The sequence below is a fragment of the Plantactinospora sonchi genome (assembly GCF_036422035.1).
GTDB lineage: Bacteria > Actinomycetota > Actinomycetes > Mycobacteriales > Micromonosporaceae > Plantactinospora > Plantactinospora sonchi.
The window spans coordinates 54,710-67,281 of sequence record NZ_JAZGQK010000015.1 but is presented as its reverse complement, the minus strand read 5'-3'; the positions used below and the strand labels follow the sequence as shown (position 1 = coordinate 67,281).

Below are 12,572 nucleotides of genomic sequence, written 5' to 3'. Positions count from 1 at the left end.
ACGGCGGGCGGCAACCGGTCGGGCGATCGCCCCGGAGCGCACTGATGGCCGACGAACTCTCCGGGTTCACCATCGGGGTGACCGCGGACCGGCGCCGCGACGAACTCACCGCGATGCTGGAACGGCGCGGCGCCCGGGTGGTGCTCGCCCCGGCCCTGCGCATCGTGCCGCTGGCCGACGACACCGAACTGCGGGCCGCGACCCGGGCCTGTCTGGACAACCCGCCGGACATCCTGATGGCCAACACCGGTATCGGAATGCGCGGCTGGCTGGAGGCGGCCGAGGGCTGGGGGCTCGCCGAACCGCTGCGCTCGGTCCTCTCGCACGCCTACATCGTCAGCCGGGGGCCGAAGGCGCGGGGCGCGATCCGGGCCGCCGGCCTGCACGACGAATGGTCACCCGCCTCGGAGAGCTGCGACGAGGTGATCGCCCACCTCCAGCAACGCGGGGTACGCGGCCAGCTCATCGCCATGCAACTGCACGGCGAACGACAACCGGAATGCACCGCCGCCCTGGAGGAGGCCGGCGCGACGGTGATCGAGGTGCCGGTCTACCGGTGGGCGCCACCGACCGACCCGGCACCGCTGCACCGGCTGATCGACCTGATCGCCGGACGGCTCGTCGACGCGGTCACCTTCACCTCCGCGCCGGCGGTCACCGCGCTGCTCCGGGCCGCCGGGCCGAGCACCGACGCGGTGCTGGACGCGCTGCGCACCGACGTACTGGCCGCCTGTGTCGGGCCGGTCACCGCGGCCCCGCTGCGCCGGCACGGCGTACCGGTGGTCGCACCCACCCGGGCCCGGCTCGGCGCGCTGGTCCGCACCATGGTGGACGAACTGCCGCCCCGGGCGGTCAGCGTCAAGGTCGCCGGGCACCTGCTGACCCTGCGCGGACACGCGGCCATCCTGGACGGCGAACTGCGCCCGCTGGCACCCGCGCCGATGGCGGTGCTGCGGGCGCTGGCCAGCACCCCCGGCCGGGTGATGTCCCGGGCCGCCCTGCTGCGCACCCTGCCCCGGGGTGCCGACGAGCACGCCGTGGAGATGGCCGTGGCCCGGTTGCGGGCTGGTCTGCGTACACCCGGTCTGGTGCAGACCGTGGTCAAGCGCGGCTACCGGCTACCGGTCGACTGAACCCGCCCGGTCTGGTGCAGACCGTGGTCACGCGCGGCTACCGGTTACCGGTCGACCGAGCCGCCCGGATCCGGGCCTTGACTGGCGGACGGCCGGTTGACAGGGTGGGTGCGCGACGCATCGGCGGTTGTCTCTCGGTTGCGACCCGGACCGTGCCCCGAGTCCCCCGGAGGCACGCGTCGCACCCCTGGCAGCGGTGGCTCCGACGCGTGGCGCCACCCCGCCGCACCACCGCCACGTGCTTCGTGCCGACTGGCTTCCCGCCGAGGAGGTTCGAATGACCAGCCGTATCCGTGCGCTGGCCAGCGCGGTGGTGGCCACGGCCCTGCTCGCCACCGTCGGCTGTTCCGGCTCCGACGACCCGGACCCCGGCGGACAGCCCGACCGGGTGACCTACCTGACGGGTTTCGGCACCGGTGGTCACGACGCGTTCGCGTGGGTGGCGAAGGAGAAGGGCTTCTACCGGGACGCCGGGCTCGACGTCGAGGTGCAGTTGGGCGCCCCGGCGACGAACAACCAGGTGCTGCTCTCCGGCAAGGCCCAGTTCACCTACAGCGACGTGACACAGCTGATGATCCAGACCGGCGGTCGCCGGATCACCGACATGCGGGTCATCGCCGCCGTACACCAGAGCACACTGGTCGCCATCTTCGCTCCCGAGGGATCCGGCGTCACCACGCCGAAGGACCTGGAGGGTAGGAAGGTCGGCGTGGCCGCCGGTTCGATCACCAGCAGCCTGCTGCCGGCGTACGGCAGGCTCGCCGGCTTCGACGCCAACAAGCTGGAGTTCGCCGAGGCGACCCCACAGAACCTGGTGGGCCTGCTCGCCAGCGGCCAGGTCGACGTACTCAGCACCTTCGTGATCACCCGGAACACGGTCGAGACGGTGACCAGGAAGAAGATGGTCGTCATGCCGGTCGCCGACCACCTGCCCGAACTGCTCGGCACCGGGCTCACCACCACCGTCGGGTACGCCCGGGACAACCCGGACCTCGTGCGACGGTTCCAGGAGGCCTCGATGAAGGGCCTGCGGTACACGATCGAACACCCCGACGAGGCGGCGAAGATCATGAAGGCCAGCAACCCGGCCGTCAACGAGCAGGGTGCCGCCGCGGAGATCCGGCTGATGGCCCCGTACGTCACCTCCGCCCCGGGTGGGGTGTTCGGCGCCATCGACGAACAGCGGGCCGCCCGGGCCATCACCGTCCTGCAGGGCGCCGGGCTGGTACCGCCCGGACTCACCCCGGACAAGGTGATCGACTTCAACATCGTGCCGAAGACCTGACCGACAGCGTGCAGACTCCGGGGGCGACGGGTGGGCGGAATGCCGACCGCCCCGGCCCCGACCCGGGTGAGTACGGAGGCCCGGGAGAGTACGGTGGTTCGGCCCTCCTGCCGACCGGGCGGCCCTGGCCACCACCACCGGTCCGACAGCCGCGATGAGCGGCCGGTCGGCACTGCCCCCGGTCGCCCGGATCGGGCTGCCGGTCGCCGGGGTGGCGACCGCGATCGGACTCTGGTGGCTGTCGACCATCGTCCTCGACATCGATCCGCTCTTCCTGCCGGCGCCGCCGGACGTCGTCGACGCCTTCGTCCTGGAGGGCGGCTACCTCGCCGAGGAGGCCTGGTCGACGCTCTGGGCGACGCTCGCCGGATTCGGCATCGCCGCGGTCGGCGGCCTGCTCGCCGGCATGCTGCTGACCAGTTCCCGGCTGCTGGAACAGGCCGCCATGCCGATCATCGTGGCGTTCAACGCGATCCCCAAGGTCTCCCTCGTCCCACTGCTCATCCTCTGGATGGGCTACGGCGCGAAGCCCCGGATCACCCTGATCGTGCTCGTCGCGTTCTTCCCGATCATGGTCTCGACCATGTCCGGGCTGACCTCGACCCCGACCGAACTGACCGAACTGACCCGGTCGCTGGACGCGTCCCGTGCACAGACCTACCGCAAGGTCCGGTTGCCGTGGGCCCTGCCCCAGGTGTTCGTCGGCCTGAAGGTGGGGATGACCCTGGCCCTGATCGGGGCGGTGGTGGCCGAGATCCAGAGTCCGAACGCCGGCCTCGGCTCGGTCATCCTCACCACCCAGCAGTCCGCGAACACCCCGCTGGCGTTCGCCGCGATCAGCATCCTGGCGGTCTTCGGGATCGGCCTGTTCTACCTGGTGGCCGCCGCCGAGCGGCTCGCCGTACCGTGGGCCCGGCAGATCACCTCCTAGCCCCGGCTCAGAGCAGCCCGGTGCCGCCGTTGAGGTTGAGGTTGACCGCGTTGACGGCCGGGTTCTCCAACAGGAATACGGCGGCGTCGGTGACGTCCGCCATCGTGGTGAGCCGCCCGGTCGCGGTCCGGGCCCGGTACGTCTCGTGCACCTCCGCCGGCTGCCGCGCCCAGAACGGGCTGTCCGCGACGATGCCCGGGTGCAGGGCGTTGACCCGTACCGGGGCGAGTTCGGCGGCCAGCACGTTCACCAGGCCGACCACGCCGGCGTTCACCGTGGAGACGGTGGCCGAACCGGGGAACGGCCGGTCCTTCGAACCGCCGCCGAAGAGCAGGATCGAGGCGTCCGGCACGAGCCTGGACCGCAACGTGTGCACCACCTCGGTGTAGCCGACCAGTTTGACCGTGACCAGGCTGACCGCCCGGTCGATCTGGTAGTCCGCGACCCGGTTGACGTCCCGGACGAAGGCGGCGAGGACCAGGTGCCCGACCAGGCCGATCCCGGCCAGCGCCTCCGCGACACCGCCGGGTTGGGCGAGGTCGACGGCGACACCGGTGGTCCGACCGCCGATCTCGGCCGCCACCGCTTCGGCCCGCCCGGGGTCACGCCCGGTCACGACAACGTCGCGGCCACGCCCGGCATAGTGCCCGGCCAGGTCCCGGCCCAGACCGGAGGTGCCGCCGACGACAACAACGCAGCCGCTGTCCCGCCCGTCGCGCCGCGCCATGTGCCGCTCCTTCCGCCGTGCGGAACCGAGCCGCGAAGGCCTCCTCACGGACCGGCGGATCCGCCCTCCGGGACCCGGCCCGGCCGTGTCCCGGAGGGTTCACGCGGATCAGCCGACCGGGGTCGGACGCCCCCGGCCGTGCTCGGCGCGCAGCGTCGCCATGGCGTGCTGCACCACGTTCACCAGCACGTGCTTGACCGACTCGCGGTGCCGCGCGTCGCACATCACCAGCGGCACGTGCGGCGCGATGGCCAGCGCCTCCCGCACCTCCTCCGACTCGTACTGCGGCGCGCCGTCGAAGCAGTTCAACGCCACCACGTACGGGAGGTTCCGGTTCTCGAAGTAGTCCAGCGGCGCGAACGCGTCGGTGATCCGCCGGGTGTCGACCAGCACCGCCGCGCCGACCGCACCCCGGATGATCTCGTCCCACATGAACCAGAACCGGGTCTGTCCGGGGGTACCGAACAGATAGAGGATCAGGTCCTGGGCCATGGTGATCCGGCCGAAGTCCATGGCGACCGTGGTGGTCTCCTTGCCCGGCACCTTGGAGGGATCGTCGATGCCGACCCCGGCCGCGGTCATCACCGCCTCCGTGGTCAGCGGAGTAATCTCCGAGACGGCGCCGACCAGCGTCGTCTTACCGACCCCGAAGCCGCCGGCAATAACGATCTTGGCGGAGGTGATGCCTCCCCCTCCACCTCCACCGCCGGGGCGCGACCGGGCCGGGTCATAGCCTGCGAAGTCCACTTAGCACCCTCTCAAGCAGTTCCATCCGCTCCTCGTACGCCTCCGACGGCGGAGCGGCACTGTGCAACGTCAGCAGGCTGTCCGCCACCATGTCGGCGACCAGAACCCGGGCGACACCCAACGGCAACCGGGCGTACGCGGCGATCTCCGCCAGCGACTGCGCCCGGCCCTCGCAGATCGTGGCGATGCGGTGCTTGTCATGACCGGCGAACCGGGACTCGACGACCGCGGCCGGACTCGCCGAGAGCACCGCTTCGAGCGCGATGTCCTGGCGAGGTTCGGTGCGACCGCGGGTGACCGCGTACGGGCGGACGAGAGCACCCCGCGGATCCTCACGTCGTCCCTCCATGTCGCGGTCACCTCCTCAGGTTCGTCTTGCGGTCGCACCGGTCCATTCCTGACAAGCCGTACTAGGGACGCGAGACAGCCTCGCGCGGCAGCGGCACCAGCGCCGCACCCACCCGCTCGACGAGCAGGGCCATCTCGTATCCCACCTGACCCACGTCACAGCTCCGCGCCGCCAGCACGGCCATCGAGGAACCATCGCTGATCGACATCAGGAACAGGTATCCGCTGTCCATCTCGATGACGGTCTGCAGGACGCCGCCGGCGCTGAACATCCGCGACGCCCCGTCGGTCAGGCTGACCACCCCGGAGGTGATCGCGGCGAGCTGGTCCGCCCGGTCGGCGGGCAGGTCGCGGGACGAGGCGAGGAGCAGACCGTCCGCCGAGACCGCCACCACGTGGGCGATCCCCGCGACGCTGTCGGCAAAGTTGGTGAGCAGCCAACTCATGTCCTGCATCGCTGCTGGCCTGTTCATCCGCTGGTCTCCTTGGTTGAGGTGATGCCGTTCTGGTCCACGCCGGCTGTCCGGCCGCGCTGGACGCCCCGGTGGTAGGCCGACAACAGACCGCGTACCTCGTCAGGGGTGCGCCGGGTCCGATCCCGACCGGTCTTGGTCTCGACACCGCCGGGAACCAGCTGTGCCTGCGGTACCCGCTTCGGCAGACCGGAGCGGGTCGTGCCGGCGGTGGAGGGTTCCGCCGCCCGGCTGGCCAGAGCCCAGCCCTCGTCGGCGGCCGTCCGCCAGGCCCCGGTCGGCGGGCTCGTCGGCTGTGCCGCCGGAGCCGGAGCCGGTGCCGGAGCGGGAGCCGCTGGCGGTGGCGACGGCGGGCTGTACGGAGCCGGCGGCGGCGCCGAGCGGCCCGGGGTACGGGCGGCCAGCGGAGTCCGGCCCGGCGTCGCCGTGTTCGCCGGGGCCGCCATCGGAGCCGCGGCAGCCGCCGGGTTCTGCTGGTAACCGCCGGGCGGGACGGTGAAGATCGCGGTCGCGTCCGATCCGTGTGAGCGGAACCAGACCGCCTCCATCTCGCGGAAGATCGGCGAGTCGCCGGTGTCCTCCAGCCGGGGTGCGACGCTCGCCGTGTTGGTGGCCGGCGGGCCGGCGACCGGCATCCCCGCGACCGGACCGGCCGGCAGGCCGGCGGCGGGCGCCGGAGCCGGAGCCGGGGTGTTGCCGGCGAGCGAGGTCGGGTTGCCCGGGCTGCGCTGCGGCAGCGAGCCGACCGTCGGGTACGCCACCGTCGGCGAGCTGAACCCCGCGGCGGCGGGCAGACCCGGGTGCGGCGGCGGCGGACTCTGGGACGGGACCATCGTCTGGTACGTCGGCGTCGGCGCACCCGACAGCTGCGTCGCGGTCAGCTGCGTCGGCGGCTGGGCCGGCGGTGCACCGGCGTTGACCGGCAGCGGCCGTGACGGCTCCGGGACCGGTGGCGTCGTCTGCCACTGCGGCTGTGCCGGCGCCGCGCTGCGCCACTGGTCGGTCAGGGTCGCGGCGCGGGACGCACCGGCCGGCGCCAACGGCTCCGACCAGTTCCCGTTCGAGGTCGTCGGCGCCGGGTTCATCGCGGACGGACCGGGCTCGACGGCGAGCGGCTGCCGCGGCCGGCCGAGCACCTGGTCCCGACCCCGGGGTTTGGGCAGCACGATCGCGCTGGCCGGCAGCGTGACCTGGGCGACCGTTCCGCCGTCCACGTTGCGCCGCAGGTCGACCCGGATGCCGTGCCGGTGGGCGAGCCGACCGACGACGGCCAGACCCATCAGCCGGAAGGCCGCCACGTCGACCGCGGGCGGTTCCGCGAGCCGACGGTTCAGCGCGTCCATCTGCTCCTCGCTGAGCCCGAGACCCCGGTCCTCGACCTGGACCAGCACGTAGTCCCGGATCCGTCGGGCGTCGGCGACGACGGTGGTGTGCGGGGGCGAGAAGCGGGTCGCGTTGTCGAGCAGTTCCGCGACGAGCCGGACCACATCGTTGACCGCGTGCGCGGCGACCGAGATGTCCGTGTCGACGGTGCCGAACTCGATCCGGTTGTAGAGCTCGACCTCGGACTGCGCGGCCCGGAGCGCGTCGATCAGCAGCGCGTCCTCACGCCGCGGAGCGGTGGAGTCCGCACCCGCCAGCACGAGCAGGTTCTCGTCGTTACGGCGCATCCGGGTGGCCAGGTGGTCGAGCTCGAAGAGCTGGGCGAGCCGCTTCGGGTCCTCTTCGCCACGCTCGATCGCGTCCAGTTCACCGATCATCCGGTCAACCAGCGTCTGGCTTCGACGGGCCAGGCTGAGGAACATCGCCGAGACGCTGGTCCGCAGGGCCGCCTGCTCGGCGGCGACCCGGACCGCCTCCTTGTGTACGACGTTGAACGCCAGCGCGACCTGGCCGACCTCGTCCTTGTTGTTGAGCCGGATCGGGTCCCGGACCTGCCGGACGATCTCGTCGACACCACCGTCACCGATGTTGCCGATGTCGCGCAGCCGCTTGACCGCCTCGGGAAGGTCGTGGTTCGCCACCGAGAGGGCGCCCTCACGGAGCCGGCGCAGCGACTGGTTGAGCGAACGGGCGAGGATCACCGCGAGCGCCAGCGCGACGATCAGGGTCAGCAGGACGATCACCGACTCGACGATGGCCTGCTGGACCACTTCGGACCGGGCCGCGTCGGCCTGGTCGAGCATGTCCACCTCGAGCCGCGTCTCGGCCCAGCGCATCAGGTCGTTGATCGCGCCGATCGCGATCGCCGCGTCGTTCGCCGAGATCGGGGAGCGCTGGCCGACCGACCGGGTCAGGTCCTGGGTGACCTGGTCGACGAGCAGTGCCGCGTCACCGGTGACCGCGCCGTTGAAGACCGAGGACTGCCGGGCGTTGGCGGACGCCGCGAAAGCCAGCAGCGCCTCCTGCTGGCTGGTCAGGGTGGCCACGAAGGCCGAGAACTGTTCCTCGTCGAGCTGTCCGGCGCTGAGCGCGCTGTAGACGACCGCCTCCTCCTCGGCGACGGCCTCCTTCGCCTGCGCCAACGCGGAGAGGGTACGAAGGCTGTCACCGACCGCGCTCTCACCGGAGAGCTGACCGAGCGCGTCACCGTACGAGACGAGGGCGTCGACGATGACGCCGTACCGCAGGACGGCCTCGGCGGCCGGCATCTCCTGCCGGTCCAGCACCTCCTGGCGGGTTCCGTTCAGCGTCGCCAGCCGGTCGTCGATGACTTCCAACTGGGTCTCGACCGAGGCGGGCACGTCGCTGACCTCGGCGCGCCGGTCGTTGTAGGCGGCGATCCGCTCGTCCGTGTTCCGGACGGAGGTGTTGTAGGCGTCGGCGTTGGCCCGGGGGCTGGCGAGCAGGCGGGCCGCGGCCATCCGCTCCCGGTGCATGTCCTGGGTGAGTGCCGAGACGTCGGTGGAGAGTTCGGTCAGGGACCGGACCACAGTGGCGTCGTAGGCCCCGCGTCCGATGTCGACGAGCCGGATCGACGCGAGCGCGATGACCGCGGCGACCGGTACAACAAGGATCAGCGCGAGTTTGGACCGGATCCGGGTGTCCCGGAGCCGGGGAAACCACCGCCGACGCGGTGTGGTCCCCTCCCGCGATTCTTTGGCGGGCAGGGTCGTAGGTCCGGTGCTCACGACATCGCCTCCGTCGTTTCTGTACGTGACCCGTCGACCGATGCCTGCTGCAGCGGATCGAGCCGCACGCGGCACGGCCGCGATTTCATCAGAAGAAGGCCGCTTTGTGAAGCGACGGTAGGGTAGCGAACGGACACCATAGCGCGTCCACTACCCTCGAGCCGAGCGCATCGGCAAAGTTGCAAGCCTCTGATCAGGGCATGTATCGCTAGAGTGGTCGTTCGCATCTGGAAAGTTACGCCCCACCCGTACCCCCTCTTATCACTATGTGAGACCCGTCGTCCCGAAACCAGCCCGGACTATCCCGCGCTTGACCCGGGAGCCTGGCATTGGCAAGGTTTTGCGGGTTTGAAGGCTTCGCGCGCACCGTACGGCAGATCCGTCCTCGGATCCATTGTGGAGGACGCTGTCGGCGACGCGGCCCGGCCCCCACCCGCGCCGCATTCTTGGAGGACTGAGTTGAGGCCCATCCGCTCCGCGATACCCGCGCTACTCGCGTCGGTCATCATGGCGACCTCGCTGGCTGGCTGCCAGTTCGGCGACGCCGAACAGGAGACCGGCGAAATCCTGATCGGCGCCGACCTGGAGCTTTCCGGTGCGGCCGCGCAGGTCGGCAAGGCCTACCAGCGCGCACTGGAACTCAAGGTCGAACAGGTGAACAAGTCCGGTGCACTCGGTGGCCGGAAGCTCCGACTGGACGTCCGGGACAACCGGTTCGACCAGAAGGTATCGGAAAGCAACATCGGCGATTTCACCAGCAACCCGGCGATCAGCGCCATCATCATGGGCAGCTGCAACGAGTGCGCCATCAGCGCGGCGAAGACCGTCAACGACAAGCGGGTACCGACCATCGCCCTGGCCCCGGCCAGCGAGGTCGCCGCTCCGGCCACCGACCGCCGCTACATGTTCAAGCTGGGCCCGAACGCCCAGGACAACGCCGCCGCCATCGTCTCCGAGCTCACCACCCGCGAGGCCAAGCAGGTCGCCCTGCTGCACACCGACGACAAGTACGGCCAGGAGGGCGTTCAGACCCTCACCGCCGAACTCGCGAAGGCCGACATCGAGCTCATCCGGACCCGTGCCGTCCAGCCCACCGACACCGACGTCAGCCAGGCGGTCCGGGCCCTGGTCACCCCCGACCCCGACACGGTGATCGTCTGGACCCCGGCCGAGCAGGCCACCCTGGCCAGCGCCAGCCTCGCGCAGGCGGACTTCGCCGGCGACGTCTTCTTCGACGGGGTGGCCGCCGGTGAGCTCTTCCTCGGCAGCGGTCCCCGCTCGGCGGAGAACACCACCATGGTCTTCACCCAGACCATGGCGATCGACGACGTGATCGCGACCACCCCGGCGAAGGCCGCCCGCAAGCAGTGGTTCCTGGACTACACCGCCCGGTTCGGCGGTTACTACGGCTACTCCTCGTTCGCCGCGGACGCCGTACAGCTGGTCGTGGACGCCGTCGGCCGGGCGAGTGGCAACGGTGGCGCGCCGAACCGGGACACCATCCGTGGTCTGCTGGAGACCTCGGAGACCGACGGGCTCTCCGGCCCGATCCGGATGACTCCGGAGAACCACTCCGGGCTGATGCCGCAGGCGCTGACCCTGCTGGTGGCCCGGGGCGGACGGTGGCGCCTGGCCGGTTGACCGCCGCGGAGGGCGGGGCGGGGTGCTGCACGACCCGCCCCGCCCTTCCCGCCGGCTCCGGGTGGCGGGCCGGGCCACCGGATGCGTAACGTGCCCGCATGGCCTTCCGGACCTGGGGCAAGGTGCTGCTCACCGCGCTCGGCGTCGGGCTTGTCGCCGGCGCCGGCCAGCTCGGCATCGCGTACGGCCTCGGCATCGTCCGCTTCAACCGGGCGTTCGAGGCGACGACCGCGAACCAGTGGCCGGCCCAGCTGGTCTGGGTCGGCTGGTTCGCGCTGGTCGCCGCGGTGGCCGGCACGGTCGTCGCACACCTGCTCACCCGGCGGTACGACCTGCCGGTGGCGACCGGCACCCGACTGGTCACCGCGATCGGGGCGACGGTCGGGGCGCTCGTCGTCGCACCGCTGTCCATGCGGCCGGCCCGGACGGCCGAGGTCGCCGGAGTCGACCCGGTGACCGCGGTCGGCACCACGGCACTGCTCGGGGCGGTCGTCGGACTGGCCACCGCGGTGGCGACACTGCACTGGCGTACGGTCGCCCACAACGTCGCCGCGTTCGTCGGGTTCGGCTGGCTGCTCGCGCTGATCTCGGTCCTGCCGTCCCTCGGACCCACCGATCCGCTGCCCGCCGTACGCCTCGGTGCGCTGGACCCGAGCTGGCTGGGTACCGGCTCGGCCCAGCGACTCGCGGTGGTGCTCATGCCGGCGCTGGCCCTGGTCGTCGGGGCACTGATCGGCGCGCTGGCGCGCCGGGACGGGCGCCCGGTGCCGGTGGTCGCCACCGCCGGTCTGGTGGGTCCGGCAACGTTCGCGATGGCATACCTTCTCGCCGGTGCCGGCGGCTCGGCCGACGGCTACCAGGCGGCGCCGTACTGGGGTGCGTTGGTCGCCGTCGCGGCGGGTGCCGTCGGCTCCGGGCTCGCCGCCGTGCTCCGTTGGCCCCTAACCGGCCCGGAAACGACGGACGGACCCGGGCCGACCACGTCCCGCGACACCCCCGACGAGCCGACCACCAGGATCATCCCGGCCGACGAACCCACGGTCACGATCGTCCCGCCATCCAGGCCGACGGACGAACCGACCACCAGGATCCCCCCGACCGACGAACCCACCGTCACCATCGTCCCGCCACCCGAACCGACGGACGAACCGACCAGCCGGACCACCACGCCGGACCGGTCGACGGGTGCGCCGAAGCCGGAGGCGTGGTTCGGCGCCCCCGCGACGCCGGGCGTCGGTGGACCCGACCGGCCGGGTGACGAACCGACGGCGGAGATCACGGGCGCCGACCGGTCGGCGTACCGCCCGGGGAACCGGCCGCTGCGTGTGGAGGACTTCTGGCCGACCTCGGGCGCCACCTCGGCGCCGACACCCGCTCCAGAGCCGGCACCGAAGCCGGCACCGGTCACGCCGCCGAGCTCTGCCGGCGTACTCCCGGTGGTACCGGGCACGTCCCCGACCCCGCCAGCCGCGCCACCACGACCGGCCGCACACCCGACCCCGCCGGCCGCGCCGCCACCACCGGTGGTACCGCCGGCGCGGCCGTCCGCACCCGCCCAGCGGCCGTCCGTACCGGCTCCGGCACCCGTGACTCCGACACCGGCACCCGTGACTCCGGCTCCGGCTCCGGTGACACCGGGTCCACGGTCGTCGGCGCCCGCCACGTCGACCGAGGACGAGCTGACCGCACCGGTGCCGACCGCCGGTCCGGCCGGCACCGGTCCGGGCGACCGTACCGGTCCGGTCGACGACCCGGAGCGGACCGCCGTCGTCCCGCCGACCGACCGGGAGCAGGGCCCCGACGGTGTGTCGACCGACGGGCCGGACCAGACCGGTTCGCCCGGCCGCCGGCGTGGCCTGTTCCGGCGCAACCGGTCCGGCCAGCCGTCCGCGCCCGATCCGGCCGGCGAGCCGGACGCCGGACCGGGCGTACCCGGCCAGCGGGATCCGCGCAGACGCGGCCGGACGGAAGAGCCGGTGTCGGCTCGCGACGAGGAGTACGTCGACTGGGTGAGCGGTCTGAGCCAGCCTGACCCGGCGACGGAGTTGGACCCGGGTGACGGCGGGCGACGTTCGCTGCGCCGACCCGGCCGCCACCACGCCGACTGACCGCTTCCACCCGGTCGGGTCACCGCTGCCCGGCCACCCGGTTCCCCG

Annotated in this window: 10 protein-coding genes; 5 read left to right on the top strand and 5 right to left on the bottom strand. The window is 72.2% G+C overall.

Going from position 1 to position 12,572, the window contains the following annotated elements; genetic code table 11:
* Nucleotides 1-44 precede the first annotated feature (44 nt).
* The 3 genes from V1633_RS18210 to V1633_RS18200 all read left to right on the top strand — a co-directional run bounded on the left by V1633_RS18210 (nt 45) and on the right by V1633_RS18200 (nt 3,349).
* Nucleotides 45-1,133 (top strand): uroporphyrinogen-III synthase, encoded by a 1,089-nt coding sequence (locus V1633_RS18210; RefSeq protein WP_331215533.1) that lies wholly within the window; start codon nt 45-47, stop codon nt 1,131-1,133.
* A 277-nt stretch (nt 1,134-1,410) separates the two neighbouring features.
* Nucleotides 1,411-2,418: an ABC transporter substrate-binding protein gene (locus tag V1633_RS18205; protein WP_331215532.1), complete on the top strand. Its 1,008-nt coding sequence runs from the start codon at nt 1,411-1,413 to the stop codon at nt 2,416-2,418.
* Between the two features lie 154 nt (nt 2,419-2,572).
* Nucleotides 2,573-3,349 carry an ABC transporter permease gene (locus tag V1633_RS18200; RefSeq protein WP_331215531.1) on the top strand — a complete coding sequence of 259 codons (777 nt, stop codon included), beginning with the start codon at nt 2,573-2,575 and terminating at the stop codon, nt 3,347-3,349.
* A gap of 7 nt (nt 3,350-3,356) precedes the next feature.
* Here the strand turns inward: V1633_RS18200 and V1633_RS18195 are convergent, their stop codons facing one another.
* From V1633_RS18195 to V1633_RS18175, 5 genes are all read right to left on the bottom strand, one after another.
* The gene (locus tag V1633_RS18195) at nt 3,357-4,076 is read right to left on the bottom strand and encodes an SDR family NAD(P)-dependent oxidoreductase (protein WP_331215530.1); all 720 of its coding nucleotides are present in this window, start codon (nt 4,074-4,076) and stop codon (nt 3,357-3,359) included.
* 108 nt (nt 4,077-4,184) lie between these two features.
* On the bottom strand, nt 4,185-4,823 hold the full coding sequence (locus V1633_RS18190) for a GTP-binding protein (RefSeq protein WP_407952050.1): 639 nt from the start codon (nt 4,821-4,823) through the stop codon (nt 4,185-4,187).
* Nucleotides 4,804-5,172, bottom strand: a complete 369-nt coding sequence (locus tag V1633_RS18185) for a DUF742 domain-containing protein (RefSeq protein WP_331215529.1) — start codon at nt 5,170-5,172, stop codon at nt 4,804-4,806. Before V1633_RS18185 ends, V1633_RS18190 begins: the two co-directional genes overlap by 20 nt.
* A gap of 61 nt (nt 5,173-5,233) precedes the next feature.
* Nucleotides 5,234-5,644: a roadblock/LC7 domain-containing protein gene (locus V1633_RS18180; RefSeq protein WP_331215528.1), complete on the bottom strand. Its 411-nt coding sequence runs from the start codon at nt 5,642-5,644 to the stop codon at nt 5,234-5,236.
* Complete coding sequence (locus tag V1633_RS18175) at nt 5,641-8,775, bottom strand: sensor histidine kinase (RefSeq protein WP_331215527.1); 3,135 nt, start codon at nt 8,773-8,775, stop codon at nt 5,641-5,643. The genes V1633_RS18180 and V1633_RS18175 overlap by 4 nt, the downstream gene beginning before the upstream one ends.
* Nucleotides 8,776-9,234: 459 nt before the next feature.
* Between V1633_RS18175 and V1633_RS18170 the strand changes: the two genes are divergently transcribed.
* Together V1633_RS18170 and V1633_RS18165 are read left to right on the top strand one after the other, a co-directional pair.
* A complete protein-coding gene (locus V1633_RS18170) occupies nt 9,235-10,416 on the top strand; it encodes an ABC transporter substrate-binding protein (RefSeq protein ID WP_331215526.1) in 1,182 nt (393 codons plus the stop codon).
* 98 nt (nt 10,417-10,514) lie between these two features.
* Entirely contained in the window at nt 10,515-12,524 is a 2,010-nt protein-coding gene (locus V1633_RS18165) for a TDT family transporter (protein WP_331215525.1), read from the top strand.
* The last annotated feature ends 48 nt before the right edge of the window (nt 12,525-12,572 follow it).

Coding starts and splice junctions, on each gene's coding strand:
- V1633_RS18195 (WP_331215530.1), bottom strand. CDS start 4,076: ATGGCGCGGCGCGACGGGCGGGACAGCGGCTGCGTTGTTGTCGTCGGC.
- V1633_RS18210 (WP_331215533.1), top strand. CDS start 45: ATGGCCGACGAACTCTCCGGGTTCACCATCGGGGTGACCGCGGACCGG.
- V1633_RS18200 (WP_331215531.1), top strand. CDS start 2,573: ATGAGCGGCCGGTCGGCACTGCCCCCGGTCGCCCGGATCGGGCTGCCG.
- V1633_RS18205 (WP_331215532.1), top strand. CDS start 1,411: ATGACCAGCCGTATCCGTGCGCTGGCCAGCGCGGTGGTGGCCACGGCC.
- V1633_RS18180 (WP_331215528.1), bottom strand. CDS start 5,644: ATGAACAGGCCAGCAGCGATGCAGGACATGAGTTGGCTGCTCACCAAC.
- V1633_RS18185 (WP_331215529.1), bottom strand. CDS start 5,172: ATGGAGGGACGACGTGAGGATCCGCGGGGTGCTCTCGTCCGCCCGTAC.
- V1633_RS18165 (WP_331215525.1), top strand. CDS start 10,515: ATGGCCTTCCGGACCTGGGGCAAGGTGCTGCTCACCGCGCTCGGCGTC.